General features: G+C 72.8%; 18 protein-coding genes and 1 pseudogene. 12 read left to right on the forward strand and 7 right to left on the reverse strand.

The features are described 5' to 3' along the window. Position 1 precedes the first annotated feature (1 nt). From FIV44_RS27900 to FIV44_RS27945, 11 genes are all read left to right on the forward strand, one after another. The gene (locus tag FIV44_RS27900) at positions 2 to 565 is read left to right on the forward strand and encodes a DM13 domain-containing protein (RefSeq protein ID WP_181410873.1); all 564 of its coding nucleotides are present in this window, start codon (positions 2 to 4) and stop codon (positions 563 to 565) included. 62 nt (positions 566 to 627) lie between these two features. Then, complete coding sequence (locus FIV44_RS32815; RefSeq protein WP_246086659.1) at positions 628 to 1,095, forward strand: hypothetical protein; 468 nt, start codon at positions 628 to 630, stop codon at positions 1,093 to 1,095. 46 nt (positions 1,096 to 1,141) lie between these two features. After that, entirely contained in the window at positions 1,142 to 1,687 is a 546-nt protein-coding gene (locus tag FIV44_RS27905) for a DinB family protein (protein WP_246086660.1), read from the forward strand. A 10-nt stretch (positions 1,688 to 1,697) separates the two neighbouring features. Then, a complete protein-coding gene (locus FIV44_RS27910; protein ID WP_141007292.1) occupies positions 1,698 to 1,892 on the forward strand; it encodes a DUF3046 domain-containing protein in 195 nt (64 codons plus the stop codon). Positions 1,893 to 1,896: 4 nt separating this feature from the next. Next, the gene (locus FIV44_RS27915) at positions 1,897 to 3,210 is read left to right on the forward strand and encodes an MFS transporter (protein WP_246086661.1); all 1,314 of its coding nucleotides are present in this window, start codon (positions 1,897 to 1,899) and stop codon (positions 3,208 to 3,210) included. A gap of 195 nt (positions 3,211 to 3,405) precedes the next feature. Then, complete coding sequence (recA, locus tag FIV44_RS27920; RefSeq protein WP_141007293.1) at positions 3,406 to 4,458, forward strand: recombinase RecA; 1,053 nt, start codon at positions 3,406 to 3,408, stop codon at positions 4,456 to 4,458. A gap of 420 nt (positions 4,459 to 4,878) precedes the next feature. Further along, positions 4,879 to 5,412 (forward strand): regulatory protein RecX, encoded by a 534-nt coding sequence (locus tag FIV44_RS27925; RefSeq protein WP_141007294.1) that lies wholly within the window; start codon positions 4,879 to 4,881, stop codon positions 5,410 to 5,412. Further along, the gene (locus FIV44_RS27930) at positions 5,409 to 5,921 is read left to right on the forward strand and encodes a phosphoribosyltransferase (RefSeq protein WP_141007295.1); all 513 of its coding nucleotides are present in this window, start codon (positions 5,409 to 5,411) and stop codon (positions 5,919 to 5,921) included. Before FIV44_RS27925 ends, FIV44_RS27930 begins: the two co-directional genes overlap by 4 nt. Before the next feature lie 22 nt (positions 5,922 to 5,943). Continuing rightward, positions 5,944 to 6,807, forward strand: a complete 864-nt coding sequence (locus tag FIV44_RS27935; protein WP_141007296.1) for a PPK2 family polyphosphate kinase — start codon at positions 5,944 to 5,946, stop codon at positions 6,805 to 6,807. A gap of 8 nt (positions 6,808 to 6,815) precedes the next feature. Further along, positions 6,816 to 7,598 (forward strand): HipA family kinase, encoded by a 783-nt coding sequence (locus FIV44_RS27940; protein ID WP_246086662.1) that lies wholly within the window; start codon positions 6,816 to 6,818, stop codon positions 7,596 to 7,598. Next, the gene (locus FIV44_RS27945; protein ID WP_219996205.1) at positions 7,595 to 8,005 is read left to right on the forward strand and encodes a DUF3037 domain-containing protein; all 411 of its coding nucleotides are present in this window, start codon (positions 7,595 to 7,597) and stop codon (positions 8,003 to 8,005) included. The genes FIV44_RS27940 and FIV44_RS27945 overlap by 4 nt, the downstream gene beginning before the upstream one ends. A gap of 111 nt (positions 8,006 to 8,116) precedes the next feature. Here FIV44_RS27945 and FIV44_RS32820 read toward each other — a convergent pair whose 3' ends face one another. From FIV44_RS32820 to FIV44_RS27965, 5 genes and pseudogenes are all read right to left on the reverse strand, one after another. Then, complete coding sequence (locus FIV44_RS32820) at positions 8,117 to 8,323, reverse strand: CbiX/SirB N-terminal domain-containing protein (RefSeq protein WP_246086663.1); 207 nt, start codon at positions 8,321 to 8,323, stop codon at positions 8,117 to 8,119. Between the two features lie 250 nt (positions 8,324 to 8,573). Further along, positions 8,574 to 8,858: pseudogene (locus FIV44_RS32825) on the reverse strand (sirohydrochlorin chelatase); the annotation flags it as partial. A 58-nt stretch (positions 8,859 to 8,916) separates the two neighbouring features. Then, entirely contained in the window at positions 8,917 to 9,663 is a 747-nt protein-coding gene (locus FIV44_RS27955) for a phosphoadenylyl-sulfate reductase (RefSeq protein ID WP_141007299.1), read from the reverse strand. Next, positions 9,660 to 9,854 carry a hypothetical protein gene (locus FIV44_RS27960; RefSeq protein ID WP_141007300.1) on the reverse strand — a complete coding sequence of 65 codons (195 nt, stop codon included), beginning with the start codon at positions 9,852 to 9,854 and terminating at the stop codon, positions 9,660 to 9,662. The genes FIV44_RS27955 and FIV44_RS27960 overlap by 4 nt, the downstream gene beginning before the upstream one ends. Then, positions 9,854 to 11,572, reverse strand: a complete 1,719-nt coding sequence (locus FIV44_RS27965; protein ID WP_141007301.1) for a nitrite/sulfite reductase — start codon at positions 11,570 to 11,572, stop codon at positions 9,854 to 9,856. Before FIV44_RS27965 ends, FIV44_RS27960 begins: the two co-directional genes overlap by 1 nt. Before the next feature lie 385 nt (positions 11,573 to 11,957). Here FIV44_RS27965 and FIV44_RS27970 point away from each other — a divergent pair, with 385 nt between their 5' ends. Further along, positions 11,958 to 13,409, forward strand: a complete 1,452-nt coding sequence (locus FIV44_RS27970) for a glycine hydroxymethyltransferase (protein ID WP_141007302.1) — start codon at positions 11,958 to 11,960, stop codon at positions 13,407 to 13,409. A 10-nt stretch (positions 13,410 to 13,419) separates the two neighbouring features. Here FIV44_RS27970 and FIV44_RS27975 read toward each other — a convergent pair whose 3' ends face one another. Then, entirely contained in the window at positions 13,420 to 14,112 is a 693-nt protein-coding gene (locus tag FIV44_RS27975) for a response regulator (RefSeq protein ID WP_141007303.1), read from the reverse strand. After that, a complete protein-coding gene (locus FIV44_RS27980; protein WP_246086664.1) occupies positions 14,109 to 15,707 on the reverse strand; it encodes a sensor histidine kinase in 1,599 nt (532 codons plus the stop codon). Before FIV44_RS27980 ends, FIV44_RS27975 begins: the two co-directional genes overlap by 4 nt. Positions 15,708 to 15,832: the final 125 nt, after the last annotated feature.

The raw sequence follows: 15,832 nt of genomic DNA on the forward strand, positions 1-15,832 counted from the left end.
CATGAGTCGCAAGCGCGCGATCTGGCTGACCATCGGTGGCGTCCTGGTCGTCGTACTCATGGCAGGGCTGGCGATCTTCCAGCCCTGGCTGCTGTTCGTCGACAAGGAGGTCGACGAGGGCGACGACGCCGGCGCGGTCGTCGGCACGGCGTCCGGCGGCCTGACCGACACGGCGGTCCCGTCCGCGGACGGAGCGGGGGAGACCCGGGTCGTGCTCGCGTCGGCGGAGTTCATCGACGCCGAGCACGGCACGACCGGTACAGCGGTGATCTACCGGCGCAGCGACGGCAGCAGGTCCCTGCGGATCGAGGACCTCGACACCTCCAACGGCCCCGACCTGCACGTCTGGCTCACCGACCGGCCCAGCGGCGGCGACTGCGACGGCTGCCGCGGCTCGTGGGGCATCTACGACGACGGCGCATATGTCGAGCTCGGCGCGCTCAAGGGCAACCAGGGCAGCCAGAACTACGAGATCCCCGACGACGCCGACCTCGCGCCGATGCGGTCCGTCGTGATCTGGTGCGACCGCTTCAACGTCGCCTTCGGCACCGCGGCGATCGGCTGAGCCGTGTCTCCCGACGCCGACGACGCCCAGGGGAGCATGCCGAGCGCCCGCCGCGGCGGGGCGTGGTGGTCGACGGCTGGTTCGCCAGCCATGCCGACAGCGGCACGCCCGGACCGCACCTGCGGCTGCGGGCCTCCGACTTCGAGGAGCTCGTGATCCGCACCGATCAGGTGCCCGAGCTCTGCTCGCTGCTCCGGTCCGTCGCCGCGCGGGTCGAGGAGCAGTGGGAGCGCGACGGCGAGCGATACGCCGACGAGGTCGTCCGCCGCTCGCCTGACCCCCAGGACCCCGGGGTCGAGCGTGCCGCCGCGCTCGAGCGGCTGCGGCTGGTCGCGTCGGTCGCCGAGCACGCCGACGAGGTCGTCGCGCTGATCCAGGACGCGGAGAGCACCGATGAGGCGGTCGACGCCGTCGCCGCGCTGCTCGGCGCCGACCCGGCCCGGGTGCTGGCCGCGCTCGCCCGGTTCAACCTGCTCGCCCTCACCCGCCCGGCCACGGCGCGACGCTGGCAGGTCCTCGACGGCGAATGACCGGATCCCCGCTCGTCTCCGGCGATCCGGCCCCGAGGATGGGCCCGTGACGAACGAGACCGCCGCCATCGCCCCCGACACCAAGGACTGGACCTGGGTGCTCGACCGTCCGTGCCCGGACTGTGGGTTCGACGCGGCCGCCGTCGATCGCGGCTCGTTCGGTGCGGTCATCCGCGACAACGCCGGCTTCTGGGCCACCGCGCTGGCCGACCCGCTGGCCGGCCGGCGACCGGCGCCGGACGTGTGGTCGCCCACCGAGTACGCCTGCCACGTGCGCGACGTCCACCGCGTCTTCGCGGGCCGCGTGCAGCAGATGCTCACCGAGGACGACCCGCGGTTCGCGAACTGGGACCAGGACGAGGCCGCCGTGGCGCAGCGGTACGACGAGCAGCGGGCCGCGGACGTCGTACCCGATCTGGCCGGGGCGGCCGAGGCCGTCGCGACCGTCTACGACGGGGTGCCCGACGACGCGTGGGAGCGCCCCGGGCGGCGCAGCAACGGCAGCGTGTTCACCGTCGAGACGCTGGGGCAGTACCACCTGCACGACCTGGTGCACCACCGCTGGGACGTCCGGTGGATCATGGCCCCATGACGGTGATCGGGTGAGGCACACCGAGTTCTGGGCACGCATGGACCGCCACCTCGGCGAGTCCTACGCGCGGGTGTGGGCCGACACCTTCGTGATCGGCGCGCTCGACCACCGCACGGCCGTCGAGGCGCTGGACGCCGGCTTGTCGCCCAAGGAGGTCTGGCGCGCGGTGTGGGAGGTCCTCGAGCTCCCCGCGAGCGAGCGGTGAGCCGGTGAGCGGCCTGGTCGAGCCCGACCTCCTGGTCGGGTCGGTGCAGCGTCGTACCGTCCGCGTCCTCGTCCTCACCCAGGCCGTCGGCGCCGTCGGCATCACCATCGGCATCGCCACCGCCTCCCTGCTCGCCCGCGACCTGTCCGGCTCGGAGGCGATGTCGGGGCTCGCGCAGACCGCGCAGGTGCTCGGCGCCGCGGTGATCTCGTTCCTGCTCGCGCCGCTCATGGCGCGGCGCGGGCGTCGTACCGGACTCATGACGGGGTACGTCGTCGGCGCCGTCGGCGGCCTGACCGCGGTCCTGGCGGGCGTGGCCGGCTCGATGACCCTCCTGCTCGTCGGCGCGATGATGCTCGGCGCGGCCACCTCGGCCAACAACGCCGCGCGGTACGCCGCCACCGACCTCGCCACCGACGAGAACCGGGCGCGCTCGCTGTCCCTCGTGGTCTGGGCGACCACGATCGGCGCCGTCGCTGGACCGAACCTCACGGGCCCCGCCGGCTCGCTCGCCGACGCGGTCGGCATCCCCGAGCTGACCGGGCCGTTCGCCATCGGCGCGATCGGCATGCTCGTCGCGGCGGTGGTCGTCGGCCTGCTGCTGCGTCCCGACCCGCTCGCGGTCGCGCAGCGCGTCGCCTCGGGCGGTACGGCAGCGGGGGCCGTGCGGACCGGGTCCTCCTGGAGCCGTGCGACCGGCGCGGTGCGGGCCCGTCCGGTGCTCGGCTACGCCATCGCCGGCCTGGCGCTCAGCCACGCGACCATGATCGGCGTGATGACGATGACGCCGCTGCACATGGAGCACGGCGGCTCCGGCCTCGAGCTGATCGGCATCGTCATCAGCGTGCACGTCCTCGGCATGTTCGCGTTCTCGCCGCTCGTCGGGATGCTCGCCGACCGGCTCGGCCGCCCGCCCGTCCTCGCGGCCGGGGGAGTCGTGCTGCTCGCGGCGCTGCTGCTCTGCGGCTCCGCGCCGAGCGGGATGTCGTGGCAGGTCACCGCCGGGCTGTTCCTGCTGGGCCTGGGCTGGTCGCTGGCGATGGTGTCCGCCTCCACACTGGTCGCCGAGCACGCGCCGCTGGACGTGCGCACCGACGTGCAGGGCGTCTCCGACCTGGTGATGGGTCTGACCGCTGCGGCCGCCGGCGCGCTCGCGGGCGTCGTGGTCGGCGCGGCGGGCTACCCCGTGCTGGCCCTCGCGAGCCTGCTGCTCGTCGCGGGCGTGCTCGGCTGCGCGGCCCGCGCGGTGCTCGCGTCGCAAGCCGGGTCGCGAGGCGGGTCGCGAGGCGACGGGGAGCCGACACGCCGTACCGCGTGACACGACTTCGAACACCTGTTCGGCTAGGTTGGGTCGCACGGCAGCAGGCCGGGCCCCAGGGTCCCTCGGCTGTCCACAGGTACGACGTGAGAGCGGGTTGTCCACAACCACGACACGACTGATCAGGTTGTGTCGGGACCCCGCCGTAGCGTCGCCGACGTACCTGGCCCACCACGACACGAAGGACTGAGGACCATGGCTGGAGACGACCGGCAGAAGGCGCTCGAGACCGCCCTGCTCACCATCGAGAAGCAGTACGGCAAGGGGTCGGTGATGCGTCTCGGCGACGACTCCCGCGCCCCCCTGGACGTGATCCCGACCGGGTCGATCGCGCTCGACGTGGCGCTCGGCATCGGTGGCCTCCCGCGTGGCCGCGTGGTGGAGATCTACGGCCCGGAGTCCAGCGGTAAGACCACCGTCGCGCTCCACTCCGTGGCCAGCGCCCAGGCCGCGGGCGGCATCGTGGCCTTCATCGACGCCGAGCACGCGCTCGACCCGGAGTACGCCAAGGCCCTCGGCGTCGACACCGACGCCCTCCTGGTCTCCCAGCCCGACTCCGGCGAGCAGGCGCTGGAGATCGCCGACATGCTGATCCGCTCCGGCGCGCTCGACCTGATCGTCATCGACTCGGTCGCCGCGCTCGTGCCCCGCGCCGAGATCGAGGGCGAGATGGGCGACAGCCACGTCGGCCTCCAGGCCCGGCTGATGAGCCAGGCGCTGCGCAAGATGACCGGTGCGCTCAACCAGTCCAAGACCACCGCCATCTTCATCAACCAGCTGCGCGAGAAGATCGGGGTCATGTTCGGCTCGCCCGAGACCACCACCGGTGGCCGCGCGCTGAAGTTCTACTCCTCCGTGCGCCTCGACGTCCGCCGGATCGAGACCCTCAAGGACGGCACCGACATGGTCGGCAACCGGACCCGGGTCAAGGTCGTCAAGAACAAGGTCGCCCCGCCGTTCAAGCAGGCCGAGTTCGACATCATGTACGGCAAGGGCATCTCCCGCGAGGGCGGCCTCATCGACGTCGGCGTCGAGGCGGGCCTGATCCGCAAGGCCGGCGCCTGGTACACCTACGAGGGCGACCAGCTCGGCCAGGGCAAGGAGAACGCCCGCGGCTTCCTCAAGGACAACCCCGACCTGGCCAACGAGCTGGAGAAGAAGATCCTCGAGAAGCTCGGCGTCACCCCCACCGTCGACGGCGACTTCGCCGACCTCTCCGACGAGCCGATCGGCGTCGACAGCTTCTGATGGGCCGAGCGTGTCGTCGCTTCGCTCCGCCACGCTGCCGGCCGCGCGGTCGAGGTCACCTGAGCGCGGGCTGGCTCGCAGCCAGGCGGCGGTGATCGGCGGAGCTGTGCCTGATCCTCCCGGTCGACCGGCCGGGGCCGGGGCGGGTCGGCAGGGCCGGGGTTGGCCGCGGACCCGTGTCGTCCGGTCGAGCGCCGCAGGCGCCGGACGGACCGCTCCGTCGCGGCGATGTCGGGGTGCCGTCGGCCGTGCGCCAGATCCGGGTTCGCGCGTGAGAGGCGCCGACGGCGGGGTCCCCGCTCCGAGCCGCGACGGAGAGGCCCGGGAGGCGCCGGAGGCGCTCGGCCGGACGACCCCACCCCGAGTGCCCCACCGAGAGCGACCAGCACATCCACGAACCATCAGCCCCAGGAGGACCTCATGGCGCGCAGCGCAGAGCCACCCGACGACGACGGCTGGACCGAGGACGCCGACCCCGAGTCGGTCGCCCGCCAGATCCTTCTCGACCAGCTGAGCGTCAAGGCCCGCAGCCGCCACGAGCTCGAGGACCGGCTGGCCCGGCGCAACGTCCCCGAGGACGTGGCGACCAGGCTGCTGGACCGGTTCGAGGAGGTCGGCCTGGTCGACGACGAGGCGTTCGCCCGCGCCTGGGTGGAGGGACGCCAGCGCAGCCGCGGCCTGGCCCGGACCGCCCTGGCGGTCGAGCTGCGTCGCAAGGGCGTGCCCGACGAGACGGCGAAGACGGTGCTGGCCGAGGTCGACCCGGGTGACGAGCAGGAGGCGGCGCGGCTCCTGGTGCGCAAGAGACTGCGCTCGATGCGGGGCCTCGACGAGCAGGTCGCCGCCCGGCGACTGGTCGGGATGCTGGCCCGGAAGGGCTACTCGCCGGGCGTGGCCTACGCCGTCGTGCGGGCGGAGGTCGGCGAGCTGGAGCAGGGCACAATGGGCGAGTGACGACTGACCCGGCGCCGGCACCCGAGCGCGAGACCCTGACCTACGAGCTGTTCGGCACCGCCGTCCGCGATCTCGCCCAGCAGGTCGTCGACGACGGCTTCGAGCCCGACATCGTGCTCGCGATCGCCCGCGGCGGCCTGGGGCTGGCGATGGGGCTGGGCTACGCCCTCGACGTCAAGAACCTGTCCGCGGTCAACGTCGAGTTCTACACCGGCGTCAACGAGCGCCTCGACGTCCCGATGATGCTGCCGCCGACCCCGGCGGCGATCGACCTGACCGGCATGAAGGTGCTCATCGCCGACGACGTCGCCGACACCGGCAAGACCCTCGAGGTGGTCCGGGACTTCTTCGCCGACCACGTCGCGGAGGCGCGCACAGCGGTCATCTACGAGAAGCCGTGGACGGTGATCCACGCCGAGTACGTCTGGCGGCGCACCGAGGGCTGGATCGACTTCCCGTGGTCCTCGACGCCGCCGCTGGTCGACCGCCGCGGCGGCCTCGCTCACTAGTGGTCATCTAGGGTTCCGATCCATGAGCGCCTTCCCTCTCTCGGACCTGACGTCCGAGCTCCGCGTCCCTGCCGGACCGATCGACCTGAGCGCGATCGACACCAACGCCGCGCCCGGCTTCGACGGCGACAAGAAGGACGGCGAGGCCGCGCTGCTCGACCTCGGCCCCGACCTGGCCGACCTGCAGGAGCGGCTCTTCGCCGACGGCAAGGCCGGCGGCCGGCGCACCATCCTGCTGGTCCTGCAGGGCATGGACACCTCCGGCAAGGGCGGCACCCTGCGCTCGACGGTGGGCCTGGTCGACCCGCAGGGCGTGCGGATCACCTCCTTCAAGGCGCCGACGCCCGAGGAGCGCGCCCACGACTTCCTGTGGCGGATCACCAAGGCGCTGCCGCCGGTCGGCCTGATCGGCGTGTTCGACCGGTCCCACTACGAGGACGTCCTCATCGCGCGGGTCCGCGAGCTCGCCCCGCCGAAGGAGATCGAGCGCCGGTACGGCGCCATCAACGCCTGGGAGGCCGAGCTGGCGGCCGAGGGCACCACCGTGATCAAGTGCATGCTGCACATCTCGGCCGCGGAGCAGAAGGAGCGCCTGCTCGCCCGCCTGGACGACGACACCAAGCACTGGAAGTACAACCCTGGCGACGTCGACGAGCGCGAGCTGTGGCCCGCGTACCAGGAGGCGTACGAGATCGCCATCGAGCGCACCAACACCGACGTCGCGCCGTGGCACGTCATCCCGGCCGACAAGAAGTGGTACCGCAACCTCGCGATCGGGACCCTGCTCCACGACGCCCTGTCGGCCTTCGACCTGGGCTGGCCGAAGGCCGACTTCGACGTCGCCCACGAGCGGCAGCGGCTGACCGACGAGAAGCCGCTGGGCTGAGCGTGGGCATGGAGCAGGTCAGGGTCACCCGCTACGTCACGCCGCTGCGCGAGGGCGGCAGCCTGCCCGGGATCGTCGAGGCCGACGACCTCGGCACCTACGTCTGCAAGTTCCGCGGGGCCGGCCAGGGCACCCGCGTCCTCGTCGCCGAGGTCGTGGTCGCGGGACTCGCCCGCCTGCTCGACGTACCCACCCCGGACCAGGTGGTGCTCGACCTCGACCCCGAGATCGCCCGCTACGAGGCCGACGAGGAGGTGCAGGACCTGATCAACGCCAGCGCCGGCCTCAACCTCGGCATCGACTTCCTGCCCGGGTCCTTCGGCTACGACCCGACCAGCAGCCCGACGACCGGCCCGGACGCCGACCTGGCCGGCCGGGTGCTCTGGCTCGACGCGTTCACCGCCAACGTCGACCGCAGCTGGCGCAACCCCAACCTGCTGGTCTGGCGCGGCACCCTCCAGGCGATCGACCACGGGGCGTCGCTGTACTTCCACCACTCCTGGTCCGGCGGTCCCGGCGACCCGGCCCGCTTCGCCGCCCAGCCGTACGACGCCTCCGAGCACATCCTGCGCGGGTACGCCGACCGGGCCCGCGCCCAGGACGCCGACCTCGCCGCGCGGCTGACGGACGACGCGCTGACCCGGGTGCTCGCCGACGTGTGCGACGACTGGCTGGACCCCGTCCCCGGCGCCGACACGCCCGACGCCCTCCGGGAGCGGTACGTCGCCTTCCTCGCCGCCCGCCGCGACGACGGCCGCGCATGGCTGCCGGAGCCGGTGATGGCGTCGTGAAGCCCTACCAGTACGTCACCCTGCGCTGCGTCCCGCGCGTCGAGCGCGAGGAGTTCGTCAACGTCGGTGTCGTGCTCCACTGCCCGGCCGAGGACTTCCTCGGCGTCCGCTCCGCCGTCGACCCGGCCCGGATCCGGGCGCTCGACGCCGAGATCGACGTCGCCGCCGTCGAGGCGGCGCTCGACGCGGTCGAGCGGGTGTGCCGCGGCGAGGCCCATACCGACTTCGGCGTGGGCGTGCGTGCGACGGCCTACGGCTCACGCGCCCAGAAGGACGACGCCGGCACCCGCTTCGGCCTCCTCAAGGCCCCGCGGAGCACGGTCCTCCAGCCCGGTCCGGTCCACGGCGGCGTCACCGCGGACCCGGCCCGCACCCTCGAGCACCTCCTCGAGACGCTGGTCCTCTAGCGCGACCCGGCCCGTCCTGACCTGGCAAATGCATCGACCCGGCGCATCCTTACCTCGCGCGAGGTAAGGATGCGCCGGGTCGGCGACCTCTACGGGTCAGTTTGCGCCGGGTCAGACGGGGACCAGCTCGACCGCGCCGACGGCGTACCGGGCGAGGATCGTGCGAGCGATCTCCGGGTGCGCGCCGAGCGGCTCGGAGACGGCGACCGCACCGGCCTCGAGGGCGAGCTCGGCGGCCCGGTCGACCAGGTTGCCGGGAGCGAGGAACAGCGAGGCGACCGCGATGTGGCGGCGACCCTCGGCGCGGAAGGCGCGCACGGCCTCGCCGGTGGCCGGGGAGCGCTGGTGGCGTACGCCGCGGTGACGGGCAGCTTGTGGTGCGCCCCCACAGCCGGGCGAGCCGGGCGACCGCCTGGTTGGCCAGCGGGTCGGACGTGCCGGCGGCGGCGAGCACGAGCGCGTCGAGCTCGCGCACCCGGGCGGCCCGCAGCGCCTCACGGAGCCGCTCGTCGAGCACCTCCAGGAAGCGCGGCTCGAGGCCGAGCACGTCGGTGGCGCGGATCTGCAGCCCGGGGTGCCGGGTCGTGGCCTCGGCGATCACCTCGGGTACGTCGACCCGCGCGTGGAAGGCCTCGACCAGCAGCAGCGGCACGACGACGATCTCGTCGTACCCGGCCTTCACCAGCCGGTCCACGACCGTGTGGAAGCCGGGCTTGGCGAGGTCGAGGAACGCCTTCTCGATGCGCAGGTCGGGACGCAACGCCTTCGTCGCGTCGACGAGCGCGGAAACGGTGGCGGCCGAGCGCGGGTCGCGGCTGCCGTGGGCCAGGGCGATGAGAGCCGGAGCGGTCATCGTCGGTTCCCCCCTTCCTCCAGGGTGCGGTCCTCCGGGATGCGGGCGTCGGGAGAGCTCATGAGTGGATCCCGCATTCGGTCTTGTTGGTGCCTGCCCAGCGGCCGCTGCGCGGGTCCTCGCCGGGGGCGACCCGGCGAGTGCACGGCGCGCAGCCGATGGACGGATAGCCGTCGTAGACGAGCGGGTTGACGAGCACGCCGTTCTCGGCGATGTAGCGCTCGACCTGCTCGTCGCTCCACCGGGCGATAGGGGACACCTTGACCTTCTGCTTCTTGGCGTCCCAGCCGATGACGGGCGCGATCACCCGGTTGTGGGTCTCGGCACGGCGCAGGCCGGTCGCCCAGGCGTCGTATCCCGCCAGGGAGTCCGCGAGCGGACGTACCTTGCGCAGCGCGCAGCACAGGTCCGGGTCGCGCTTGTAGAGCTCGTGGCCGTACTCGGCGTCCTGCTCCGCCACGGTCTGCACCGGGGTGATCGAGATCAGGTTGACGTCCATCGTGGCGGCGACGGCGTCGCGGGTGCCGATGGTCTCGACGAAGTGGTAGCCGGTGTCGAGGAAGACGACGTCGACGCCGGGCACCACCTTCTGGGCCAGATGCGCCAGGACGGCGTCGCCCATCGACGAGGTGATGCAGAACCGCTCGCCGAAGGTGGCGGCGGCCCACTCGATGATGACCTCGGCGGGGGCCAGCTCGAGCTCGGCGCCCCAGTGGGACACCAGCTCCCGGAGCTCCTCGGGGGACCGGCCGACGGCGTGGGAGCCGCGGAACTCGCGGGCGGCGCGCGTGGTGGCGGTGGTCATGAGGCACCTCCTTCTGGACGGACTTCGTGATGGGTACGGGTGTCGGGGGTGAGGCCGAGCAGCTCGACCTTGAAGGCGCGGCGACAGCCGCGGCACTCCCACCCGGTCGGCTCGTGCGGCCACAGGTCGGTCTCGCCGCAGTAGGGGCAGTGGTACGGCACCGCCCGCGACGACGCCGACTCCTCGGACATCAGACGGACTCCAGGGCCTTCTCGCCCCGCAACAGCTCCTCGTCGGCGCGGTGCACCCAGGCGTCGAACGCCTCGCCGTCGGCGCGGTCGGCGAGGTAGTTGGCCACCACCGTCGTGACGTAGTCGTCGAGGCCCTTGCTGGTGACCTTGTGGGCGCGCAGCTTGCGGCCGAAGTTGGCACGCAGCCCGATCGCGCCGCCGAGGTGCACCTGGAAGCCCTCCACCTGCTCGCCGTTCTCGTCGACGACGAGCTGGCCCTTGAGGCCGAAGTCGGCGACCTGGGTCCGGGCGCAGGCGTTGGGGCAGCCGTTGACGTTGACGGTGATCGGCGTGTCGAGGTCCGGGAACCGGCGCTCCAGCTCGTCGACCAGCGCGCTGGCGCGGTTCTTGGTGTCGACGATCGCCAGCTTGCAGAACTCGATGCCGGTGCAGGCCATCGTGTTGCGCCGCCAGTTCGACGGCCGCCCCGAGAGGCCGATGGCGTCCAGCCGGTCGAGCAGCGGGTCGAGGACCGCGCCGTCGACGCCGATCAGCACGATCTTCTGGTACGGCGTGAGGCGGGCGCCGGTCACGCCGTACTCGTCCATCAGCTCGGCCAGCTGCACCAGCAGCGTGCCGGACACCCGGCCGGCGGTCGGGGCGACGCCGACGTAGAACCTGCCGTCCTTCTGCTCGTGGACGCCGACGTGGTCGCGGTGGCCGACGGGCGACGCGGGCGAGGCGAGGGTGACCAGCTTCTCGCCGAGGTACTCGTTCTCCAGCACCTCGCGGAACTTCTCCACGCCCCAGTCGGCGACCAGGAACTTCAGCCGCGCCCGCGACCGGAGCCGGCGGTAGCCGTAGTCGCGGAAGATGCCGGCGACACCCGACCACACGTCGGGGACCTGCTCGAGCGGGATCCAGACGCCGAGCTTCTGGGCCAGCATCGGGTTGGTCGACAGTCCGCCGCCGACCCACACGTCGAAGCCGGGGCCGTGCTCGGGGTGCACGGTGCCGACGAACGAGACGTCGTTGGTCTCCGGGGAGACGTCCTGGCTCGGGTGGCCGGTGACGGCGGTCTTGAACTTGCGGGGGAAGTTCGAGAAGTCCTTGTTGCCGATGAAGCGCCGCTCGATCTCCTCCAGCGCGGGGGTGCCGTCGATGATCTCGTCCTTGGCGACGCCGGCGACCGGTGAGCCGAGGAAGGGCCGGGGCGAGTCGCCGCAGGCCTCGGTGGAGTGCAGGCCGACCGCCTCGAGCCGCTCCCAGATCTCCGGGACGCTCTCGATGTCGATCCAGTGGTACTGGATGTTCTGCCGGTCGGTGACGTCCGCGGTGTCGCGGGCGAAGTCGACGCCGATCCGGCCGAGGGTGCGCACGGCGGCGGGGGAGAGCAGCTTGCCGTCGGAGCGGACCCGCATCATGAAGTAGCGGTCGTCGAGCTCCTCCTCCTCCATCGACCCGGTCCGGCCGCCGTCGATGCCGGGCCGCCGCTGCGTGTAGAGGCCCATCCAGCGGAAGCGGCCGCGCAGGTCGGCGGGGTCGATGGAGTCGAAGCCGCGCTTGGAGTAGATGTAGAGGATCCGGTCCCGCACGTTGAGCGGGTCGTCGTCCTTCTTGGACTGCTCGTTCTTGTTCAGCGGCTCGGTGTAGCCGAGGGCCCACTGGCCCTCCGCACGGCGGGGCCGCGGGATCTCGGTGTACTTGGCCGGTTCGGGCTTGAAGCGCAGGTCGGGCATGCGGGGAGGAGGTCCTTCGCTGATGGGCGCGCCGGGTGCGGAATCAGGCGCGCGGCTCGGGGATGGCGGTCGGCGTGATCAGCGGGGCCAACACATCATGCTGCGCGTGCGCCCGAAGTCCACGTGGCGTCGAACCACGAGGTGCGCGTGAGTGGCAGCAGTGACCATGTCAATGAGTCTCATCCTTCGGACGGCTCGCCCACAAATCCGGATCTCATGATCCGGACGCCTGTCCCATGATGTGGACGAAGCGGCGGTCTCACCAGGGAGTCCACGCGGGACCTGCGACGCACGTCACACCAGGCGGGGCCTGCCAACCCGCCAGTAGGTTCGGTGCACGCCGCCCGCACGGGCCCGCCCCGCGCCACACCCTAGGCTGTGCGCCATGAGCGACAACTCCCTCAACGCCGGCCTCGTCAGCAGCGCCTACAGCCAGGCCCTGGAGGTCATCGCCTCCGTCGAGCCGCGCATCGCGGACGCGACGCGCCAGGAGCTCGCCGACCAGCGGGCGTCGCTCAAGCTGATCGCGAGCGAGAACTACGCCTCGCCCGCCGTGCTGCTCACCATGGGCACCTGGTTCAGCGACAAGTACGCCGAGGGCACGGTCGGCCACCGCTTCTACGCCGGCTGCCAGAACGTCGACACCGTCGAGTCGCTCGCCGCCGAGCACGCCCGCGAGCTGTTCGGCGCGGAGTACGCCTACGTCCAGCCCCACTCCGGCATCGACGCCAACCTGACGGCGTACTGGGCGATCCTGGCCCACCGCGTCGAGGGCCCGTGGCTCAACGACGCCGGCGTGAAGAACATGAACGAGCTCTCCGAGGCCGACTGGGAGAGGCTGCGCCACGAGCTCGGCAACCAGCGCCTGCTCGGCATGAGCCTGGACGCCGGCGGCCACCTCACCCACGGCTTCCGGCCCAACATCAGCGGCAAGATGTTCCACCAGAACCAGTACGGCACGGACCCGGAGACCGGCCTGCTCGACTACGACGCGCTGCGCGCCAAGGCCAAGGAGTTCAAGCCGCTCATCCTGGTGGCCGGCTACTCGGCGTACCCGCGCCGGGTGAACTTCGCGAAGATGCGCGAGATCGCCGACGAGGTGGGCGCCACCCTGATGGTCGACATGGCCCACTTCGCCGGCCTGGTCGCCGGCAAGGTCTTCACCGGCGACGAGGACCCGGTGCCCCACGCCCACGTGGTCACCAGCACCTCCCACAAGTCGCTGCGCGGCCCGCGCGGCGGCTTCATCCTGGCCACCGAGGAGTACGCCCCGAGCGTCGACCGCGGCTGCCCGATGGTGCTCGGCGGCCCGCTGTCGCACGTGATGGCCGCCAAGGCCGTCGCCTTCGCCGAGGCGCGCACCCAGCAGTTCCAGGACTACGCCCAGGACATCGCCGACAACGCCCAGGCGCTCGCCGAGGGCCTGATGAAGCGCGGCACCAAGCTCGTCACCGACGGCACCGACAACCACATCGTGCTGCTCGACGTGTCATCCTTCGGCCTGACCGGCCGCCAGGCCGAGTCCGCACTGCTCGACGCCGGCGTCGTCACCAACCGCAACTCGGTCCCCTCCGACCCCAACGGCGCCTGGTACACCTCCGGCATCCGGATCGGCACGCCCGCGCTCACGAGCCGCGGCTTCGGTGCGGCGGAGTTCGACGCCGTCGCCGACCTGATCGTCGAGGTGCTGCAGAGCACCGAGGCCGGTACGACGTCCGCCGGTGCGCCGTCGAAGGCGTCCTACGTCCTCGCGGACGGGGTGGCCGACCGGGTCCGCGCGGCGTCGGCCGAGCTGCTCGACAAGCACCCGCTGTACCCCGGTCTCGACCTGAGCTGAGGCCGCGGCCTCAGCGCCAGGAGTAGCTCACCTCGGGCCGCCCGCCGCTCGCGCCGTACCTGAGGCCGCGGGCGGCGAGCCCCTGGTCGGCGAGGTGCTCGAGATAGCGCCGCGCCGTCACCCGGGAGCTGCCGACGGCGGTGGCGACCTCGCTCGCCGACAGCTCGCCGCCGGCCTCGCGGAGCGCGGCGGTCACCGCGCGCAGCGTCTCCGCGCTCATCCCTTTGGGCAGCGGCGCGGTCGCGCTCGGCCGCAGCGACCCGAGCAGCCGGTCGACCTCGTCCTGCACCACCTCGGCCGGCGCGGCCGCGAGCTCGGCCCGGTAGGCGGCGTACTGCTCGAGCTTGGCGCGGAAGGTCGCGAACGTGAACGGCTTGAGCAGGTAGAGGACCACCCCCTGGCCCACCGCCTGCCGCACGACCTGCGTGTCGCGGGCGGCCGTCACGGCGATCACGTCGCACAGGTGGCCGGCGCCACGGATGCCGGCGAGCAGGCCCAGGCCGTGCCCGTCGGGGAGGTTCATGTCGAGGAGCACGAGATCGACCGGCGTCCCGGCGTCGCGGGCGGTCTCCAGCGCCCGCGCGGCGTCGCGGGCCGAGCGGGCGACGCCGGCGAGGGCGAAGCCGGGAACCCGCCCGACGTACGCCGCGTGCGCCTCCGCGGCCAGCTCCTCGTCCTCGACGACGAGCACCCGCACGCTCACGGCGCGGCCCCCTCGGCGCCCGGGCGGAGCGTGACGACGAACTCCGCGCCGCCGAGCGGGGAGCGGCCGACGGCGACGTCGCCGCCGTGCTTGCGGGCCGCCTGGACGACGAGGGCCAGGCCGAGCCCCCGGCCGGTGCCGGGCGTCGCCTTGGTGGTCCAGCCGCGGTCGAGGACCCGGGCGGCGGCCGTGTCGTCGAGGCCCGGCCCGCTGTCGCCGACCCGGACCACGAGCGCGCCGGCGTCGCCCTCGAAGGAGACCGCGACCCGCCGCGGGTCGGCGTCCGCGACGGCGTCGAAGGCGTTGTCGACGAGGTTGCCGACGACGGTGACCAGGTCGCGGCCCGGCACGCCGGTGCCCTCGGGCACGGCGCCGGAGACGGCGAGGTCGATCCCGCGCTCGGCCGCCTCGGCCGACTTGCCGAGCAGCAGCGCCGCCACGACCGGGTCGTCGACCGCGCCCACGACCCGGTCGGTGAGCAGCTGGGCGACGTGCAGCTCGGAGGTGGCGAACTCGACCGCCTCTTCCGGCCGCCCCATCTCGATGAGGGACACCACGGTGTGCAGCCGGTTGGCCGACTCGTGGTTCTGCGAGCGCAGCGACTCGGTGAGCCGGCGGACGACCTCCAGCTCGCCCGTCACCGAGCGGAGCTCGGTGTGGTCGCGCAGGGTGGCCACGGAGCCGACGTCGCGGCCGTCCCAGCGCGCCGGAGCCGAGGAGACGACCAGGATCCGCTCGCCGGCGAGGTAGAGGTCGTCGGACTCGGCGGTGCGCCCGCGCGCGGCGGCGACCAGGCCCGGCGCGAGGCCGAGATCCTCGATCGGCGTACCGATGACGTCGTCGGGCAGCGCGAGCAGCCGCCGCGCCTCGTCGTTGACCAGCTGCACCCGGCCCTCGCCGTCGAGGAGCAGCAGGCCCTCGCGCACCGAGTGCAGGACGGCCGAGTAGTACTCGTACATCCGGGCCAGCTCCTGCTCGCCCATGCCGTGCGTGACCCGGTGCAGCCGACGCCCGAGCAGCCAGGCGCCGGCCAGGCCGAGGAGCAGCACCAGCCCGCCGCAGAGCACCACGACCGTGACGTCCCGGCGCAGGCCGCGGTTGATGTCGCTCACGGTGATGCCGACCGACACGAGGGCGATCACCCGGTCGCCGTCCTGGACGGGTACGACGGAGCGGACCGACGGGCCGAGGGTGCCGGTGTACTGCTGGGTGAACACCCCGCCCTCCGGCGCGTCGCCGAGGTCGCCGACGAACCTGCCGCCGATCTGCGCGGGGTCGGTGTGGGTGTAGCGGGTCCGGTCCAGCGCCATGACGACGACGAAGTCGGTGTCGGTGTCGCGGCGGACCTGCTCGGTCCACGGCTGCAGCACGGCGGTCGGGTCGATGCCGCGCAGCGCGTCGCGGACGGTGGGGGAGTCCGCGACGGTCTGGGCCACCGCCACCGCACGCTGCGTCGCGCGGCTGCGCGAGTCCCGCCGGGCGTCGTACGACGCCATCAGGATGCCGGTCACGACGAGCAGCAGCACGGTGCCGACCTGCAGGACCAGCACCTGCCGGGCGACCGGCCGGTCGCGGAGCAGGTGGGGACGCGGCACCCCGTCATTCTCACCCACCGGCGGGCCGTCCGTGTGACCTGCGCCACGAACACAACGAACACAACGGTGACGGTCGTCACGCCCGGTCGCACAGTTGCGGTGAACCAGCCCGGACCATCGGACGA

Source organism: Nocardioides humi (assembly GCF_006494775.1).
Lineage (GTDB): Bacteria > Actinomycetota > Actinomycetes > Propionibacteriales > Nocardioidaceae > Nocardioides > Nocardioides humi.

Coding starts and splice junctions, on each gene's coding strand:
- FIV44_RS27900 (WP_181410873.1), top strand. CDS start 2: ATGAGTCGCAAGCGCGCGATCTGGCTGACCATCGGTGGCGTCCTGGTC.
- recA (WP_141007293.1), top strand. CDS start 3,406: ATGGCTGGAGACGACCGGCAGAAGGCGCTCGAGACCGCCCTGCTCACC.
- FIV44_RS27925 (WP_141007294.1), top strand. CDS start 4,879: ATGGCGCGCAGCGCAGAGCCACCCGACGACGACGGCTGGACCGAGGAC.
- FIV44_RS27935 (WP_141007296.1), top strand. CDS start 5,944: ATGAGCGCCTTCCCTCTCTCGGACCTGACGTCCGAGCTCCGCGTCCCT.
- FIV44_RS27940 (WP_246086662.1), top strand. CDS start 6,816: ATGGAGCAGGTCAGGGTCACCCGCTACGTCACGCCGCTGCGCGAGGGC.
- FIV44_RS27955 (WP_141007299.1), bottom strand. CDS start 9,663: ATGACCACCGCCACCACGCGCGCCGCCCGCGAGTTCCGCGGCTCCCAC.
- FIV44_RS27960 (WP_141007300.1), bottom strand. CDS start 9,854: ATGTCCGAGGAGTCGGCGTCGTCGCGGGCGGTGCCGTACCACTGCCCC.
- FIV44_RS27965 (WP_141007301.1), bottom strand. CDS start 11,572: ATGCCCGACCTGCGCTTCAAGCCCGAACCGGCCAAGTACACCGAGATC.
- FIV44_RS27970 (WP_141007302.1), top strand. CDS start 11,958: ATGAGCGACAACTCCCTCAACGCCGGCCTCGTCAGCAGCGCCTACAGC.